The organism is Achromobacter sp. RW408 (genome assembly GCF_003184165.1).
Classification (GTDB): Bacteria; Pseudomonadota; Gammaproteobacteria; order Burkholderiales; family Burkholderiaceae_B; genus Achromobacter; species Achromobacter xylosoxidans.
In genome coordinates this window covers 324,998-342,599 of sequence record NZ_QHHO01000022.1, presented here as the reverse complement: position 1 = coordinate 342,599, position 17,602 = coordinate 324,998, and the positions used below count along the sequence as shown (strand labels likewise).

Below are 17,602 nucleotides of genomic sequence, written 5' to 3'. Positions count from 1 at the left end.
ATGGAAACCATTATCATGCATGCCTCTGTTGATTGCGCGCCATGTCCTTGCGTCCGTCCCGTCCATCCGGCTTTCTGGCCTATTACGAAGAACTGCTCGCGGTCTGGACCCGCAAGCTGGGCTGCCGTGACGCCGCGCGCGACCTGGCCCACGACGCGCTGGTGAAGTGCCTGGAAACCGATCCGGCGCAGGTGGCGCAACCGCGCGCCTACCTGCACCAGGCCGCGCGCAACATGGCCGTGGACCAATTCCGCCGCGATGCCGGGCAGGAATGGGTGCCGCTTGATACCATTGCCCACCACACCAGCCCGCTGGGCGACCCGATGGCCCAGGCGCGCACCGGCCAGTTGGGCCAGGCGCTGGAAGCGGCGCTGGCGGAATTGCCGCTCAAGTGCCGCCAGGTGTTCGTCTGGCAGCGGCTGGAAGGCCTGACGCAGGCCGAGATCGCCGAGCGCATGGGATTGAGCAAGAACATGGTCGAGAAATACATGATCCGTACCGCCCTGCATCTGCGCGAACGGCTGGGGGCGTATGCGCCCAACTGACGCCGCATCGCCCGCAAACGCCGGCCGCGACGCCGGCCGCGACGCCGGTTCCGACGCCATCCGCGCCGAAGCGGCGCGCTGGTTCGCGCGCGCCCATTCCGGCGAATGGGACGCGGCGCAAGAACAGGCGCGCGCCGACTGGCTGGCCGCCGATCCGCGCCATGCCTACGAATACCGCCTGCTGGAATCGATCTGGCAGGCGGCCGGCGCCGTCGCGCCCGAACGCCTGCGCGCCCTGGCCGAAGCGCCGCGCCGGACGGCCAGTTCCGGACGGCGAGCCGCGCTGGCCTTGAGCCTGGGCGCCGCGATCATCGCCGTGGGCGGCTGGGCGCTGTGGCCGCGCGGCGCGGGCTGGACCGAATACCGGACACAGGTTGGCGAACTGCGCAGCGTGGCGCTGCCGGACGGCTCGCGCGCCGAATTGAACAGCCGCAGCCACATCCGCGTGCGCTTCGGCGAGGCCGAGCGGCGCGTCGAGCTGGTGGCGGGGGAGGCGCTGTTCTCGGTCGAAAAGAACACCGGCCGCCCCTTCGTGGTGGACGCCGGCCTGGGCACCGCGGTGGTGACCGGCACGCGCTTCGACGTGCGCCGTGACGCCGAACAGGTACGGGTGCTGGTGGAGTCCGGCTCGGTCAAGGTGGCCGGCGCGCGCGATGCCGCGGCCGTGCCCGTGGGGCCGGGCCAGGGCATCCGCATCGACGCGGCGGGCCAGGCCGACCGGCCCGCGCCCGCCGACCTGGCCGCGACGCTGGCCTGGCGCGGCGGTCAGATCCGCTTCAGCGATACCGACCTGGCCAGCGCGGCGCGGGAAGTGTCGCGCTATCGGCAGCATCCGATCGTGCTGGCGCCGGGGGTGGAGCACCTGACCGTGACCAGCGTGTTCCAGACCCGCGACACCGACGCCTTCCTGACCGCCTTGCCGCACATCCTGCCGGTGCGGGTGCGCCAGCTGCCCGACGGCCGCAGCGAAATCGTGGCGCGCTGACGCTGTTACAAAATAGTTCGGCGACGCATTCAGGTTTTTCGGCCGTATTGCGTCTTCTTCTTGATTCCGTGGGGCATGGGGCCCATCGAGCACGGAGCAGGAGCAGAAGCTGTGGTTCACAAGAAAACAGGACAAGGCGCGCCGGTGGGTGCGCGCCTGACGATGGCCGCGATCGCGGTATTGCTGGCATGCGGCGCGGGGGCCGCCCACGCGCAGGCGACGGCGCCGGTCGCCATCGACATGCCGGCGCAATCGCTGGACCAGGCCCTCAAGCGCCTGGCCGAGACGCATGGCCTGCAGATCTTCTACGCGCCGCAAACCGTGGCCGGCATGCAGGCGCCGGCGCTGTCCGGGGCGATGACGCCGCAACAGGCGCTGGCGGCGCTGCTGCAGGGCAAGCCGCTGCGGCTGCGGCAGGAGGGTTCGGCCACCATCATCGAACCCGAGGCGGCCAGCGGCGGCGCCACCGTGATGGCGCCGATCGAGGTCAGCGCATCGCGCACGTCCAGCAACCTGGTCAGCCCGGTGCAGCAGACCATCGTGCTGGAACGCGATGCCTTGCAGGAATTGCGGACCGGTTCGGACAGCCTGGCCACGGTGCTGGCCAAGACGGTGCCGGGCATGGCCGATTCCAGCCGCACCATGACTAACTACGGCCAGACGCTGCGCGGACGCGGCGTGCTGGTGCTGGTCGATGGCATTCCGTTGAACACCAACCGCGATTCCTCGCGCAATCTGGCCAACATCGATCCAGCCATGATCGAGCGCGTCGAGGTGCTGCGCGGCAGCAGCTCGATCTATGGCGCCGGAGCCACCGGCGGCATCGTCTCGATCACCACCCGGCCCGCCGGCGGCGAACCGGTGGCCGAAACCACCTTGACCGCCGTCAGCCCGCTGAGCCGGCTGAATTCGGACGGGCTCGGCGGCCAGTTGCAGCAGTACTTCGCCGGCAGCCAGGGCATGCTCGACTACGCGCTGGACCTGGGCGCGCGTCACAATGGCGCGTCCTATGACGCCCGCGGCCGCCGTATCGCGCCCGAACCAGCACAGGGCGATCTGTTCGACTCCAATATCTACAGCCTGGGCGGCAAGCTGGGCCTGCGGTTGGACGACAAGCAGCGCCTGCAATTGTCGGCCAGCTACTACAACGCCAACCAGAGTTCCGATTACACCTCCGATCCGTCGGTGGGCAGGCTGCCTCCCGGCGCGGCGCGCGCGCTGCCGATGAGCGGCCTGGACCTCGCAGACCAGAACCAGATCCGCAATACCCTGGTGAACCTGGAATACCAGCATCTGGACCTGCTGGGCAGCAAGGTCACTGCGCAGATGTACTACCGCGATTACTACACCCGCTTTACGCCGTTCGATGCGCGCGCGGTGGTGACTCGCGGCAACAACATCGACCAGGTCATGCAGAACAGCAAGGTGTTCGGCAGCCGCCTGACCGTCGATACGCCGCTGGGCGCGCAATCGAAGCTGCTGTGGGGCATGGACTACAACCAGGAACGCAGCGACATGCCGATCGACGTGTTCGACGCGGCCGCCTACGACGCCAGCGGCGGCCGGGTGTTCCGCAAGACCGGCCGCCTGACCTACATGCCCGAGCTGACCACGCGCAGCACCGGAATCTTTGGCCAGATTGAGCATCGCTTCAACGAGCGATGGTCAGTGCAGGGCGGAGCGCGCTACGAGTACGCCACGGCCAGGTTCGGCGATTTTGTGCCGTTGTCGCAGTCAAGATTGGCGTCGCCAGCATGGGTGCGCGGCGGCTCCGTCAGCTACGATGCCTTCCTGTTCAATGCCGGCCTGACCTACGCCCCGATCCGGGGCCAGGAGCTGTACGCAAACTTCAGCCAGGGCTTCCAACTACCGGACATCGGCGTGCAGATGCGCAATGCGCGGCCGGGCTTCGACATCGGCTCGTCGGACCTGGAACCAGTCAAGACCAACAACTATGAGCTTGGCTGGCGCGGCGGCGTGGGCAACACGACGGCGTCGCTGGCGCTGTTCTACACCACCTCAAAGCTGGGCGACGTGCAGAGCTTCAACAATGGCCTGATCCTGACGCGCACCGAAGAGCGCATCCACGGCATCGAGGCGACGGTGGACTACCTGACCGACAACGAGAAATGGGGCACCGGCGGCACCTTCACCTGGATGAAGGGACGCGAGCGTCCGGCTGGCGGCGCCTGGCGCGACTTGAACGGCTACCGCATTCCGCCGATAAAGCTCACTGCCTATCTGCAATACAGGCCGAACGAGCGCTGGAACAACCGCATCCAGGCCAACTACTTCGGCGCGCGGGACTACCGGCTGGATGGCGTCCAGGGATTCGGCCGCCGCGACGTGAGCGGATATTTCACGGTGGACCTGATGAGCCGCTATCAGTTCACTCCCAAGGACACGCTGGTGGTCGGGGTCGAGAACCTGTTCAACCGCGACTACTACCCGCTCTATAGCCAGCTGATGCGCAGCGACACCAACACCAGCCGCCTGCCGGCGCCAGGTACGGTGCTGACGCTGACTTATCAGCATCGCTGGTAGGGACCGGGAAGGGGCAGGGCCAGGGGCCGCGCGCGTGTTCTAATACGCGTTTTACGAGCCCTTGAACCCTGACACGGTTCCGCTGCCTCATGTTGCGTCTGACCGAAATCATCCTGCCCCTGTCGACCTCCCAAGCGGATATCGACGACACCCTGCGCGCCGCGGCCTGTAGCCGCCTGGGAATCGCCCCCGATGCCCTGCGCGCGCTGACCATCTTCCGGCGCAGCTACGACGCGCGCAAACGCAGCGCGATCACGCTGACCTATTCCGTGGACGTCGAGGTGGCCGACGAGGCCGCCGTGCTCAAGCGCGTCGCCGGCCTGCGCACGGTAATGCCGACGCCGCCCATGGAATACCAGTACGTCGGCCAGGCGCCGGCCGATCTGCCCGAGGGCAGTCGCCCGGTCGTGATCGGCTTCGGTCCCTGCGGCCTGTTCGCGGCGCTGATCCTGGCCCAGATGGGGTTCCGGCCCATCATCCTGGAACGCGGCCGGGTGGTGCGCGAGCGCACCAAGGACACCTGGGGGCTGTGGCGCAAGAACACGCTGCAGCCCGAGTCGAACGTGCAGTTCGGCGAGGGCGGGGCGGGCACGTTCTCGGACGGCAAGCTGTCGACCCAGGTCAAGGATCCCAAGCACTACGGCCGCAAGGTGCTGCAGGAGTTCGTCGCCGCCGATGCGCCGCCGGAAATCCTGTACGTCAGCAAGCCGCACATCGGCACCTTCCGCCTGGTCAAGATGATCGAGCAGATGCGCGCGCAGATCGCGACGCTGGGCGGCGAGTTCCGTTTCGAAAGCCGTGTCGACGACATCGAGATCGAAGACGGCCGGGTGCGCGGCGTGCGCCTGGCGGGCGGGGAGTTCATCGCCGCCAGCCACGTGGTGCTGGCCGTGGGCCACAGCGCGCGCGACACCTTCCGCATGCTGCACAAGCGCGGCGTGTTCATCGAACCCAAGCCGTTCTCGCTGGGCTTTCGCATCGAGCATCCGCAGTCCGTGATCGACCGGGCCCGCTTCGGCCCGAGCGCCGGCCACCCGGTGCTGGGCGCGGCCGACTACAAGCTGGTGCACCATGCCGGCAACGGCCGCGCGGTCTACAGCTTCTGCATGTGCCCGGGCGGCACGGTGGTGGCCGCCGCGTCGGAACCCGGCGGGGTCGTGACCAACGGCATGAGCCAGTATTCGCGCAACGAGCGCAACGCCAACGCGGGCATCGTGGTGGGCATCGAACCCAAGGACTTCCCGGGCATCGAAAACTCGCCGCTGGCGGGCATCGACTTCCAGCGCCATTGGGAGGCGCGCGCCTACGAGCTGGGCGGCGGCGACTACAGCGCACCGGCGCAGCTGGTGGGCGACTTTCTTGCCGGCCGGCCGTCGACCGCGCTGGGCAGCGTGACGCCCTCGTACAAGCCCGGCGTCAAATTGACCGACCTGTCGGCCAGCCTGCCGGACTACGTCATCGCCGCCATCCGCGAAGCCTTGCCCGCGTTCGAGCGGCAGATCAAGGGTTTTTCCATGCACGATGCCGTCCTCACCGGCGTCGAGACGCGCACCTCGTCACCGCTGCGCATCACGCGCCGCGACGATTTCCAGAGCATGAACACGCTGGGCCTGTTTCCGGCGGGCGAGGGCGCAGGCTACGCGGGCGGCATCATGTCGGCCGCCATCGACGGCATGAAGGTCGCCGAGGCCGTCGCGCTGCACTTGCTGGGCCGCGACGACATCACCGGCGGCAACCGCCGCGGCGCCAGCGACGACTATTGACCGGCTTCGGCGCGGCGGCGCGCCCCGCGCGCCATGCCAGCCGGCTCAGGCCGCTTCCATCGCGGCTGTCTGCCGCGCCGCATCGCTGCCCGCCACCAGGGTCTTGCGGAAGATCTCGATGGCGCTGGCCAAGGCGCGCACCGGGCGCGCGGATCAGGCGCGGGCGTCGCTCGCGCCTTCCAGGAACAGCTTCTGGCCATCGCCAGCGCCTGCCTGTCCGGAGCGAAGGGGGAGGAGGGGAGAGATAATTCCATTCGTAGGACACTGATCAGCCTTTCCGTCAAACAGGAACCCCATGAAAATCCATCTGAATCGACTCCTGCTCGCGGCCGCGCTGGCCGGCGGCGCCGTCCCGGTCCATGCCGCGGGCGTGGACTACCGCATCGACCCCGAACACACGCAGGTGGTGGTGACCTGGAACCACCTGGGCTACTCGAAGCCTTCGGCGCACGCCGGCGGCATCCAGGGCGTGATCCGCTACGACGCGGCCAACGTTTCCGCCTCGTCGGTCAAGCTGGACGTGCCGCTGGCGAGCTTCACCTCGCATGTGCCGAAGCTGGACGAGATGCTGCGCGGCCCCGGATTCTTCGCCGCCGGCAAATATCCCGCCATCGGCTTCGAAAGCACCTCCGTCGAGGACAAGGGCAACGGACGGCTGCTGATCCACGGCAAGCTGCGCATCAAGGACCACGAGAAAGCCATCGTGCTGGAAGCCAGGCAGAACAAGGCAGGCGTGCATCCGATGGCGCAGCGGCCGGCAATCGGTTTCGACGCGGCCACGGTCCTCAAGCGCAGCGATTTCGGCGTCCAGGCGTACGCGCCCGACGTCAGCGACGAGGTCACGCTGCGCATCACGGTCGAAGCGCTGGCCGACGCGGCGCGGTGAGCATAGCGCCGACAAGAACGGCTCGTCTAAGCCTGGCGAGCCGTTCTTGTCGGCGCACGGTTATCGGTGGGCCGGCAACAGGCAACGTGTCGGGAAGATGCGGAGAGTCGAGCCACGGGGGGACGCGCGCCTGGACCGACATAAAATACGCATAATGTATATTATGTAAAGTAATGGACTGGCGGCCGGAGCCGCTGTCCTCAAGCCGCGCGCGCCAGCAGCACCGGCACGTTCGATTGGCGAATCACCCCTTCCGCGCAGCGGCCCAGCAAGGCTCGGCCGACACCCCGGCGCCCATGCGTCCCCATCACGATCAGGTCTGCCGGCCAGGCGCGGGCAAGCTCCAGAATGCGCTCCTCGACCGGCCGCCCCTGACTGTCGCAGAGCACGGTTTCGGCCACTACGCCGGCGGCTCGGACGCGCGACGCCGCCCGCGCCAGGAGTTCCGCGCCCGCCTGCCGCAGAGTTGCCTGACGAGGTCGCGGGTGTAATAGCGGGCGTAGGGATTGAAGGTCAGCGCAATGGATTGACCCTCGAGCACATGGATGATGCGCAGCTCTCCGCCCGGCGCTTGCGCAATGCCGATGCCCTCGCCCAGCGCACGCTGCGCCGCGTGGCTGTCGTCGATGGCCACGAGGATGCGCCGATATCCCGCGTTCATGGCGATCCGGCCAAGTGGGCATGGCGGTCCACGCAGGCATCGGACACGCGGCGAACTAGTGTGAAAACAGCACCGGGACGGTCATCGCCGCCAGCAACGAGCGCGTGGCGCCGCCAAGAATCCACTGGCGGGTGCGGCTATGGCCATAGGCGCCCATGACGATGAGATCGGCGCCGAAGTCCGCCGCGGCGCTCAGGATGGCGTCGCCGATCTCCGCTTCACGCGCGTCGCGGATTTCCGATTCCAGCTCGGGAAACCCATGGCTGGCGCAATATGCCGCCAGGTCTTCGAAGGCGGCTTGCCGGTCGGCGTCCGCCGCGGCACCGTTTCGCAGGCTCAGGGCGCGCAGCGCGGTGGCGCTGCGCAGCATCGGCGCCGCATCGGCAATTGCCCGCGCTGCCTCGCGGCTCCCGTTCCAGCAATACAGGACCCGGCTTCCGACCGTGCGGAAGGTACCCGAGACAGGCAATACGATCACGGGCCGTCCGGCGGCAAGCAGCGTCTGCGCCACGAAGTCGTTGCCGGTCGCCGCCTCGACATCGTAGGCGTTTTCCTGGCCGATGACCACCACGTCCGAATAGCGCGCGTGCCAGGCCACGCAGTCTGCGGGCGTTTCGTCGCCCTGCCGCCAGGATGACGAAACGCCGGCCTGCGCCGTGGCCAGGCTGAACGCCTGCTGCACCGCCGCGCGTTCCTTCGTGTTGATTTCCTTGATGATGTCCATTGAGCGAGCCCAGAGGCCGCCCTCGTCGTAAAAATAGCCAGGCAACATGTAGCTGGCGAATATGCCGGTGAGATGGGCGTCGTGCGCCTTGGCCATATGCAGGGCGAAGTCGACGCGGCGTTGGCAATCGACGCCGTTGTCCAGGTGCACAGCGATGCGGCGGAACATGGCGGTTCTCCAGTGGGATGGACGTTTCCGCGCCGGCGGGCGCCGGGCGCGCCGCTCGGGCCGGACTGTTTTCGCCATGTTGCGCCCGCGGGCCCGGTCGACCTTGACCTTTGTCAATCTTGGCATGGCGCGCGACGGCGGCCGACAGGCAGCGCAGGAAGGCCCAGGCGGACGGGCCGCGCGATAAATCGCGCCGGATTGATCGGCGTCAACCGGCGGCGCGGCGGCGGCGCGATGATGAATTCATCCGTCGTCCTTATCACTTGCCCCGCCTGGAGACTCCATGAAAAACGTACTCATTCCCGTGGATGGATCGGCCAATGCGCTGCGCGCCGTGCGCTATATGATCGATTATGTCCGTGATCATGGTCCCTGCACCCTGCATCTGCTGAACGTACAGCTGCCGATTGTCTCCGGCACGGTGCTGGCCTTCGTGTCGAACGACATGATCCAGCAGTATTACGAAGACGAGGCCAGGACCGCGCTTGCCGACGCCCGGGCGGCCCTGGACAAGGCCGGCATCATGTACCAGTCGACTTTCAGGGTCGGCAAGATTGCCGAAGGCATACAGGCCTATGCCACCGAGCACCAGTGCGACCATATCGTGATGGGATCGCGCGGGCTTGGCGCCGCCGGCAGCCTGATGCTCGGCTCGGTGGCCTTGAAATTGCTGCATACGGTGCACGTTCCGGTCGTCATGGTGAACTGACGGAGGTATCTTCGTGGCCCGACCGACGCTTGCCTGCCCTTCGGCGGCGCCTGCCTGGCGCTGGCGTCGCCTGGTTCTGGTCGGCGTGCTGCCACTCCTGGGAGCCGCTCCGATGGCGCAAGCGCAATCCGCCGCCGGAGATGTGGCGCGTGCTTTCGCCGCGCAAGTCACGCCATTGCTGACGCCGCCGGCCGAGGAACAGGCGCGCTACGGCGAACTAGCGACGCAAGCGCTGCGCGCGGCCGGGATCACGCCGCTCGGACCGCAATTCGTCGTGGTTGTGGACCGCGACACCAAGGTGCAGGCGGCGTTGCTGTACTGGCTGGCCCAGCCCCCGGTGTTCCTGGGCGCAACATCGGTGTCCACCGGTCGCGTCGGCCAGTTCGACCATTTCGAGACGCCCACCGGCGTGTTCGCGCATACGCTCGCCAACCCCGACTTCCGCGCCGAGGGGACGCGCAACGCCAACGGCATCATGGGCTACGGCGCCAAGGGCATGCGGGTCTACGACTTCGGCTGGCAGACGGCGAACAAGGGATGGGGCGACCGCGCACCCGCCACCATGCGTCTGCAGATGCATGCGACCGATCCTTACCGACTGGAACAACGTCTGGGCACGGTGCAATCGAAAGGCTGCATCCGCATCCCGGCGGATTTCAACCGGCTGATCGATCGGTTGGGACTGCTGGACGCCGATTACGAACTGGCGGCCGCATTGGTGGCGCCACCCTGGGTGCTGCTGCGCGACCGCACGCCGGTGGCCGGAGCCGGCCGCTACCTGATCATCGTCGACACCGCCCGCGCCGAGCCTGCGCCCTGGGCGGCGCCCGCCAGCGCCGGAAAAGGAAAACCATGACGTCCGTGCCGTCCAGTGCCGAGGTCGACCGCCTGCACGCCTATTGGCAGGCCAGCAACTACCTGTGCGCCGGGATGCTGTATCTGCGCAACAACGCCCTGCTGCGCCGGCCCCTGGAGCCGGCCCATATCAAGCGCCGCATATTGGGGCATTGGGGCACGTGCCCGGGCCAGACCTTCACGCTGACCCACCTGAACCGGCTCATCCGTGAACATGAGCTCGACCTGATGTATGTGTGCGGCCCCGGGCATGGCGCGGCGGCGGTGCTGGCCCACGCATATCTGGACGGGCACTATTCGGAGCGCTACCCCGACTGCTCGCAGGACGAAGCCGGCATGACGCGCCTGTTCCAGCGGTTCTCGGCGCCAGGGGGCATCGGTTCGCATTGCTCGCCGCATGTGCCGGGATCGATCCATGAGGGGGGCGAACTCGGCTACAGCCTTTCGCACGCCTTCGGCGCCGCGTTCGACAACCCGGCGCTGATCGTCGTCGCCATGATCGGCGATGGCGAAGCCGAGACCGGCCCGTTGGCCGCGTCGTGGCAGTCGGCCAAGTTCCTGAACCCGGCGCGCGATGGCGCCGTGCTGCCCATTCTGCACCTGAACGGCTACAAGATCGCCAACCCTTCCCTGCTGGCTCGCATTCCCCACGCCGAGTTGCAGGCCTTGTTCGAAGGCTATGGCTACCGACCCTGCTTCGTGGAAGGCGACGATCCACCCGCCATGCACCGGAAAATGGCGCGCGCGCTGGGCCAGTGCCTGGCGGAGATCCGCGCGGTCCAGGCGCGCGCACGCGGCGGCGGTGGACGCACCCGCATCCGCTGGCCCATGATCGTGCTGCGCACCCCGAAAGGCTGGACCGGGCCACGCCAGGTCGACGGCCACGCGGTCGAGAACTCATGGCGCGCGCATCAGGCGCCCCTGCCCGACCCCGCGCGCCGGCCCGAGGACCTGCGTGCGCTGGAAACCTGGATGCGCGGCTACCGGCCGGAGGCATGGTTCGACCCGGCCGGTCGACTGCTGGCCGAACTACGTCAACTGGCGCCGGCCGGGCCCCACCGCATCAGCGCAAACCCGCACGCCGACGGCGGCTCGCTGCGGCGCGCGCTCGAACTGCCGGCGGTTGGGACTTACACCCAGGCAGTGACCGCGCCCGCCGCGGTCGATACCTCGCCCACGCAACGCCTGGGGACATACCTGCGTGATGTGATGCGGGCCAATGCCGACCGCTTCCGGCTGTTCGGTCCCGACGAGACCGCCAGCAACCGCCTGGCGGCGGTGTACGAGGCCAGCGGCAAGACCTGGATGGCCCAGTGTCTGGACAGCGATGCCGACGGCGGCCATCTGGCCCCTGACGGTCGCGTCATGGAAATCCTGAGCGAACACACTCTGCAGGGTTGGCTGGAAGGCTACACGCTGACCGGCAGGCACGGCTTGCTGACCACCTACGAAGCCTTCGCGCACGTCATCGACTCAATGTTCAACCAGCACGCCAAATGGCTGGACAAGGCGCGCCACCAGGAGCCCTGGCGGGCGCCGGTCCCGGCGCTGAACCTGCTGCTGACGTCGGTGGTCTGGCGCCAGGACCACAATGGTTTCAGCCACCAGGATCCGGGATTCCTGGATGTGGCTGCCAACAAGCATCCCGACGTGGTGCGCATCTACCTGCCACCGGACGCCAATTGCCTGCTGCACGTGGCCGAGCACTGCCTGCGTTCGGTCGGCCACGTCAACGTGATCGTGGCGGACAAGCAACCCCACCCGCTCTACCTGGACGCTGACGCCGCCGCCAGCCACTGCCGGGCGGGCGCGGGCGCGTGGGATTGGGCCGGAACCCACATCGCCCACGAACCGGATGTGGTGATGGCCTGCGCTGGCGATATCCCCACCCAGGAAGCCCTGGCGGCGGTGGCGCTGCTCAGGTCGCTGTTCGCCGGCCTGAAGATCCGCTTCGTCAACGTGGTCGACCTATTCAAACTGGTGCCCCCGTCCGTGCACCCGCACGGCCTGTCCGACGAGGCGTTCGACCGCCTGTTCACGGCTGACAGGCCGGTGATCTTCAATTTCCACGGCTATCCGGCCTTGATACATCGCTTGTGCTACCGGCGCCGCAACCATGCCAGTTTCCATGTCCATGGCTATCGCGAACAGGGCGACGTCAACACGCCTTTCGAACTGGCGGTGCTCAATGGCATCGACCGCTATAGCCTGGCGATCGACGTGCTGGCCCGCGTGCCGCGCCTGCACGCCTGTGGCGCGGGCGCGCGCGCGCAGTTGCTGGCGGAGCGTGACCGGCTGGTGGCCTGCGCGCGCGCCGAAGGCATCGACAGCGAGGCGTTGCGCAATGGGATCTGGCCAACGTCAGCCACGTCATGATCAAGCCAGCGCCACGCTGTCGTTCTGCTCCATCGCGCGGCAACGCCAGCCCAGTTCGTCCTTGATGCGCAAGCGCAGCGCGTCAGCGGCGCCGGGCTCGCCGTGCACGATGAACGTCTCCCGGGGCGGCCGCTCAAACCCACCCAGCCAGCGCAGGATTTCATCGGCGTCGGCATGTGCAGACAGCATCGACAGGTTGTCGACCTCGGCGCGCACCGGAATGTAGTTGCCATGGATCTTGACGGATGGCGCGCCGTCCAGCATGGCCGCGCCGCGCGTGCCCATGGCCTGGAACCCCGCAAACAGCACCGCGTTGCGCGGGTCGGGCAGGTAGCGCTTGAGGTGATGGATCACGCGGCCGCCCGTGGCCATGCCGCTGGCCGATACGATAATCTTCGGCGTGGGCGAAGCATCGAGCGCCTTGGACTGCTCCACCTCGGTCACACAGGTCGCCACGCCGAGGGCCGCGCGCGCCTCGGCCCGCGTCAACCGCTGATCGGCCAGGTGGCGCAGGTAGACGTCGACCGCGCCGCTGGCCATCGGGCTGTCCAGGAAGATCGGCAGGTCGCCGGGGATGCGCCCGGCCTGCTTGAGTTGCCACAGATGGAACAGCAATGATTGCGCCCGCCCTACCGCGAACGAGGGAATCACCACCGTGCCGCCGCGCCTGACGGTGCGCATGATGATGGTCTGCAGGGCCTCAAGCGCGCTTTCCTTGCCGTGCACGCGATTGCCGTAAGTGGATTCGATCACCAGATAGTCGGCCTGCGCGATCGAGCGCGGCTCCAGCATGAGCGGATCGCCGTAGCGCCCCAGATCGCCGCTGAACACCAGGCGGCCACCCGGATATTCGAGTTCGACGATGGCGGCGCCCAGGATATGGCCGGCGCGGTGCAATCTGGCGTGGCAGCCACCGGGCAGTTCGATCGTGCTGTCGAAAGCGTACGGATGCAGCGTGGCGATCGCGCGCTGCGCATCCGCCACGGTATAGAGCGGCAATGCCGGCTTGTGGCTGGAGAGATTGTGCCGGTTCAGATAATCGGCGTCGGCTTCCTGCAAATGGGCGCTGTCCAGCAGCAGCAGCCGGCACAGGTCCAGTGTGGCGTGGGAACAATGGACCGGGCCGCGAAAGCCGTCTCGCACCAGCCGCGGCAGGTAGCCCGAATGATCCAGGTGCGCGTGGGACAGCACCACCGCGTCAATGTCGGCAGGTGGCACCTGGAACGGCGCCCAGTTGCGCAGGCGCAGGGGCTTGACGCCCTGGAACAGCCCGCAATCAAGCAGGATCCGGCGGCCCCCGATCTCCAGCAGATGGCGCGAGCCGGTGACGGTGCCGGCGGCTCCCAGGAAACGCAGCATCGGACGGTTCGACATGGATTCTCCTTGCGGGCGCGCTGCCAGCATCGCACAGCGTGAGCGCGGGCGAAATGACGGACGAGAGGCGGCTTGACCTAGATCAAGATCGCGCGTATCGGCCGGATCAAGATGGAAACAAGGTACCGCGCCAGCCAGCGTAACCCCTTTCCCCCTGGAGAACAGCATGCGCGCGAGCGAACTCATGACTTCCAACCCATACTGTGTCAATGCCCGGACGCCGGTCTCCCACATCATGCGCGCGATGGTCGAACGGGAAATCAGCGCCGTCATGGTGGTGAGCGATGACGGCACGCTGATCGGTCTGGTCAGCGAAGGCGACCTGGTTCGCCGGCAGGACAGCGCCCACCAGAAGAAGCTCGAGCACTGGCTGGCGCTGTTAGCCGAGGGAGAAGCCCTGAATCTTGAATTTCTGCACAACCTGCAGCTGGGGGAGCGCTCCGCCGCCAGCGTCATGACCAGCCCCGTCATCACGGTCGAAGAGTCGGCGCCCCTGTCGCGGGTCGCCGACCTGTTGCTCAAGCACGCCATCAAACGCGTGCCGGTCACGCGCGACGGCAAGCTGGTCGGCGTGGTCAGCCGCCGCGATATCCTGCGGGCCCTGCTGGCCCAGGACGAGCGCGGCCCCTTCCCTCACACGGAGGCGCCATGACCCGCTTCGGCATCGTGTTCTATTCCCGTAGCGGCACCGCGCGGGCGGTCGCCGAGAACCTGGCCGCCATGACCCGCTGGCCGGTCCATGAGATACGCGACGGCGTGCCCCGGATCGGCCTGCGCGGCGATCTGCGCTGCATCGTGGACGTCCTGCTCAAGCGCACCCCGGCGTTCCGCTACGACGGACCGCCCCTGGACGCCTATGACCACGTGGTGCTGATTGCGCCGGTCTGGCTGCGCGCCCTGGCCGCGCCCATGCGCGCGTTCCTGCTCAATGAGCGTCAATGGATCCGGGCCTACTCGGCGATCTGCGTCATGTCCGGGTATGGCGGCTTTCGCGCGGTCGACGATATGGCCAGCGTGATCGGCGCCAAGCCGCGGTCCATTCTGCTGCTCAAGCAGTTCGACGTGCTGGCGGGCGAAAGCGACGCCTCGCTGTGCCGCTTCAAGGCGCAATTGCAGGCGTTCGGCGGCGCCGGAGATTGGGACGATCCAGTGCTGCCGGCAGTCGATTGAGCGACGCGCCGGCCTGGGAATAAAAATAGGGACGGTGTTCACCTGACCCATGTGGCCCCGTGCGTGCGGCCTATGGCGCATGGACAGGAACTGTGCTGCAATGATTCGAAACCTGTCCCGGGTTCGGCACGCGCACATCCGGTCTGCCCATGGAGCTTCCGGCCATCACGCCACCGCTTCTCGACATCATCCAGTCCGCCACGGAACCCATCATCACGGTCGACGAGCGCCAGCGCATCGTGATGTTCAACCCGGCGGCGGAGCGCGTTTTCCTGCGCCAGGCCGCCCAGGCCATCGGCGCCAGCCTCGACATCCTGATTCCCGCGCGCTTTCGCGGCGTCCATGCCAGGCACGTCGAGCGCTTCCGCCACACTGGCATTTCCGAACGCAAGATGGGACTGGGCGCGCCGCTATGGGGGCTGCGCGCCAATGGCGAGGAGTTCCCCATGGAAGCCTCGATCTCGCAGACGCGCGGCGAGGCCGGCGTGTTCCTGTCGATCTTCCTGCGCGACATTACCGAAAGGCAGCGGGTGGATCAGGCCCTGCTGGCCTCGCGCGACGAATTAACGCGACTGTCCAACGCCCTGCTGCACGTTCGCGAACAGGAGAAAAAACACATTGCGCGGGAACTGCATGACGACCTCGGCCAGAGCCTGACGGCGCTGACCATGGAATTGTCGCAACTGGCCGCGCGCCTGCCTTCGGACGACCAGGACCTGCATAACCGGGTCGAGGCCATGCGCCACCTCATCAAGCTGACCTTCACGTCGTTGCGGCGCATCGCCGCAGACCTGCGGCCGGTCATGCTGGACGATCTGGGGCTGGCCGCGGCCCTGGAGTGGCTGGTGTCGAACTTCGTTTCGCGCTACGGCATCGAGACCGACGCGCGCATCAACGTCGGCCCCGACGAACCCGCCAAGCAAGTGGCGACCACGCTGTTCCGCGTGGTCCAGGAGGCGCTGACCAACATCGCCAAGCATGCGCAGGCCAGCCAGGTGCAGATTCAGCTGTCCTGCAGCGCCACCCAGTGCTGCGTCATCGTGCAGGACAACGGCGTGGGCGCGACGGCGGAGAGCCTGACCCGCAAGGTGCCCTTCTCGCTGGGGTTGCAGGGCATTCGCGAACGGGTGCGCCTGCTCAATGGCGAGGTCAGTATCACGACACGCAGGAAAGGCGGTTTCCGCCTGAAAGCCACCTTGCCGATGCACCCGACCCAGCCCCCATGGGAGGCTCCATGATTGCCGTCATGCTGGCCGACGACCATACGCTGGTGCGCGCAGGCCTGCGCCGCCTGCTCGAACCCACGGGCGACATCTCGGTGCAGGGCGAAGCCGGCAACGGCGCCGAAGCCTTGCGGCTGTTGGCAGAACGGCCTTGGGACCTGCTGGTGCTGGACCTGTCGATGCCGGGCCATGATGGTGTCGACCTGATCCGCCGGATCCGGCGCGACTACCCCGCCGTACCGATACTGGTGCTGACCATGCACGGCGAGCCGCAATACGCGGTCCAGGCGATCAAGGCGGGCGCGGCCGGTTACCTGACCAAGGACTGCGCCGCGACGGAACTGGAGCAGGCCGTGCGCCGGGTGGCCGCCGGCGGCCGCTACCTGAGCCCGTTCGTGGCCGAAAGCGTCGCCTTCGAACGCCATGGCGACGGTGCCGTGCAACCCCACCTGCTGCTGTCCGATCGGGAATCGGCAGTGTTCCGCCACCTCGCCCGCGGCCTGAACAACGCCGACATCGGCCGGCTGCTGTTCCTGAGCGTCAAGACGGTCAGTACCTACAAGAGCCGGATTCTGGTCAAAATGCGGCTGCGCAACCAGGCCGACCTGGTCCGTTATGCACTCAAGCACCGCTTGATCGACGACCAGGACGGCCCCGGCGGCTGAGACGTCGACACGCGATGCCCGCATGACGTAGGAAATTTCCTACACCCGTAGGTCAGTTCGCATGAAAACTGACGCGTAGCGCCGATAGCGCCGCGCCTCGCGGCCGCGCATACTGGCTGTATACGCGTGTCGGTCGCGCGCCAACCCCGAGGCCGGCACGAACGTTTGCCTGCGCGAAGAGGTGCAACCATGGATACCATGTCACTCCCGTTGTCGACGCCACTGCCGGCCTGCCAGCCGCGGTCCCGCGAATGCGCCTCATGCAGCGTGACGCAGCTGTGTCACCCCGCGGCTGCGCTCTCCCCGGCCCTGAGCGCGCGTGGCCGGCGTAGCGTACGCCGGGGCGAAGCGCTCTATCGCGCCGGCGACGCGCTGCACAACCTGTATTTGCTGCGCGCCGGCTCCATGAAGATCCGTGTCACCAATACCGCGGGACTGGAACAGATCACGGCATTCCCCGTGGCCGGTTCCCTGCTGGGCCTGGATGCCATCGAAACCGGCATCCATACCTGCGACGCCATCGCTTTGGAAGATTCGGTCACCTGCGCCCTGCCCTATCGCGAACTGGAGGCCAATTGCGAACGGAATCCCGAAGCGGGCCGCCAGTTCCATCGCCTGATCGCTCACGACATCAACCATTGTCAGCGCCTGTTGCTGACCCTGGGCCGCATGACGACCGACGAGCGTATCGCCAGCTTCCTGGTCGAGACGTCCGAACAAATGGCCGCGCATGGCTATTCGCCGCGCCAGTTCGTCCTGAAAATGACGCGCGAAGACATTGCCAACCACCTCGGCATGAAGATCGAAACGGTGTGCCGCGTCTTCTCGCGCCTGCAAACGGCCAGCCTGCTCCACGTGAGCAAGCGCCACCTGGAGATTCTCGATGTCGACGCGCTGCGTCGCATGAGTTGCGGTTGACGCGGCCCAGCCCGGCCGGCGAGCGTCATTGCGTTT

The 17,602-nt window shown here is 67.4% G+C and carries 17 protein-coding genes; 13 read left to right on the top strand and 4 right to left on the bottom strand.

Annotated features, from left to right (window positions below):
• Positions 1-41 precede the first annotated feature (41 nt).
• The 5 genes from DK459_RS03840 (at position 42) to DK459_RS03820 (ending at position 6,723) form a co-directional block, all read left to right on the top strand.
• On the top strand, positions 42-545 hold the full coding sequence (locus tag DK459_RS03840) for a sigma-70 family RNA polymerase sigma factor (protein WP_020927720.1): 504 nt from the start codon (positions 42-44) through the stop codon (positions 543-545).
• Positions 532-1,530: a FecR domain-containing protein gene (locus DK459_RS03835; protein ID WP_110134463.1), complete on the top strand. Its 999-nt coding sequence runs from the start codon at positions 532-534 to the stop codon at positions 1,528-1,530. The genes DK459_RS03840 and DK459_RS03835 overlap by 14 nt, the downstream gene beginning before the upstream one ends.
• 162 nt (positions 1,531-1,692) lie before the next feature.
• The gene (locus tag DK459_RS03830; RefSeq protein ID WP_110134462.1) at positions 1,693-4,074 is read left to right on the top strand and encodes a TonB-dependent receptor; all 2,382 of its coding nucleotides are present in this window, start codon (positions 1,693-1,695) and stop codon (positions 4,072-4,074) included.
• Positions 4,075-4,163: 89 nt separating this feature from the next.
• A complete protein-coding gene (locus DK459_RS03825) occupies positions 4,164-5,837 on the top strand; it encodes an NAD(P)/FAD-dependent oxidoreductase (RefSeq protein WP_006384126.1) in 1,674 nt (557 codons plus the stop codon).
• A gap of 295 nt (positions 5,838-6,132) precedes the next feature.
• Complete coding sequence (locus tag DK459_RS03820; protein WP_006384125.1) at positions 6,133-6,723, top strand: YceI family protein; 591 nt, start codon at positions 6,133-6,135, stop codon at positions 6,721-6,723.
• 200 nt (positions 6,724-6,923) lie between these two features.
• Here the strand turns inward: DK459_RS03820 and DK459_RS31105 are convergent, their stop codons facing one another.
• Genes DK459_RS31105 through DK459_RS03810 form a run of 3 tightly spaced genes read right to left on the bottom strand, consistent with a single transcriptional unit; the run spans position 6,924 to position 8,276 of the window.
• Positions 6,924-7,163, bottom strand: coding sequence for a universal stress protein (locus DK459_RS31105; protein WP_255412856.1), 240 nt, complete (start codon positions 7,161-7,163; stop codon positions 6,924-6,926).
• A complete protein-coding gene (locus DK459_RS31100) occupies positions 7,124-7,384 on the bottom strand; it encodes a universal stress protein (protein WP_051429242.1) in 261 nt (86 codons plus the stop codon). Before DK459_RS31100 ends, DK459_RS31105 begins: the two co-directional genes overlap by 40 nt.
• Positions 7,385-7,439: 55 nt before the next feature.
• Entirely contained in the window at positions 7,440-8,276 is an 837-nt protein-coding gene (locus tag DK459_RS03810) for a universal stress protein (RefSeq protein WP_020927714.1), read from the bottom strand.
• A gap of 283 nt (positions 8,277-8,559) precedes the next feature.
• Between DK459_RS03810 and DK459_RS03805 the strand changes: the two genes are divergently transcribed.
• The 3 genes from DK459_RS03805 to DK459_RS03795 all read left to right on the top strand — a co-directional run bounded on the left by DK459_RS03805 (position 8,560) and on the right by DK459_RS03795 (position 12,216).
• On the top strand, positions 8,560-8,985 hold the full coding sequence (locus DK459_RS03805) for a universal stress protein (protein WP_020927713.1): 426 nt from the start codon (positions 8,560-8,562) through the stop codon (positions 8,983-8,985).
• 112 nt (positions 8,986-9,097) lie between these two features.
• On the top strand, positions 9,098-9,841 hold the full coding sequence (locus tag DK459_RS03800) for a L,D-transpeptidase (protein ID WP_223821404.1): 744 nt from the start codon (positions 9,098-9,100) through the stop codon (positions 9,839-9,841).
• Positions 9,838-12,216, top strand: coding sequence for a phosphoketolase (locus DK459_RS03795; RefSeq protein WP_020927711.1), 2,379 nt, complete (start codon positions 9,838-9,840; stop codon positions 12,214-12,216). The genes DK459_RS03800 and DK459_RS03795 overlap by 4 nt, the downstream gene beginning before the upstream one ends.
• Here DK459_RS03795 and DK459_RS03790 read toward each other — a convergent pair whose 3' ends face one another.
• A complete protein-coding gene (locus DK459_RS03790; RefSeq protein ID WP_110134461.1) occupies positions 12,217-13,590 on the bottom strand; it encodes an MBL fold metallo-hydrolase RNA specificity domain-containing protein in 1,374 nt (457 codons plus the stop codon).
• A gap of 184 nt (positions 13,591-13,774) precedes the next feature.
• Here DK459_RS03790 and DK459_RS03785 point away from each other — a divergent pair, with 184 nt between their 5' ends.
• The 5 genes from DK459_RS03785 to DK459_RS03765 all read left to right on the top strand — a co-directional run bounded on the left by DK459_RS03785 (position 13,775) and on the right by DK459_RS03765 (position 17,566).
• Positions 13,775-14,242, top strand: coding sequence for a CBS domain-containing protein (locus DK459_RS03785; protein ID WP_233256752.1), 468 nt, complete (start codon positions 13,775-13,777; stop codon positions 14,240-14,242).
• Positions 14,239-14,760: a flavodoxin family protein gene (locus DK459_RS03780; protein WP_020927708.1), complete on the top strand. Its 522-nt coding sequence runs from the start codon at positions 14,239-14,241 to the stop codon at positions 14,758-14,760. Before DK459_RS03785 ends, DK459_RS03780 begins: the two co-directional genes overlap by 4 nt.
• 149 nt (positions 14,761-14,909) lie before the next feature.
• Positions 14,910-15,998 carry a PAS domain-containing sensor histidine kinase gene (locus tag DK459_RS03775; protein WP_020927707.1) on the top strand — a complete coding sequence of 363 codons (1,089 nt, stop codon included), beginning with the start codon at positions 14,910-14,912 and terminating at the stop codon, positions 15,996-15,998.
• Positions 15,995-16,648 (top strand): response regulator transcription factor, encoded by a 654-nt coding sequence (locus DK459_RS03770; protein WP_020927706.1) that lies wholly within the window; start codon positions 15,995-15,997, stop codon positions 16,646-16,648. The genes DK459_RS03775 and DK459_RS03770 overlap by 4 nt, the downstream gene beginning before the upstream one ends.
• A gap of 267 nt (positions 16,649-16,915) precedes the next feature.
• Positions 16,916-17,566 (top strand): helix-turn-helix domain-containing protein, encoded by a 651-nt coding sequence (locus DK459_RS03765; protein ID WP_233256751.1) that lies wholly within the window; start codon positions 16,916-16,918, stop codon positions 17,564-17,566.
• Positions 17,567-17,602 lie beyond the last annotated feature (36 nt).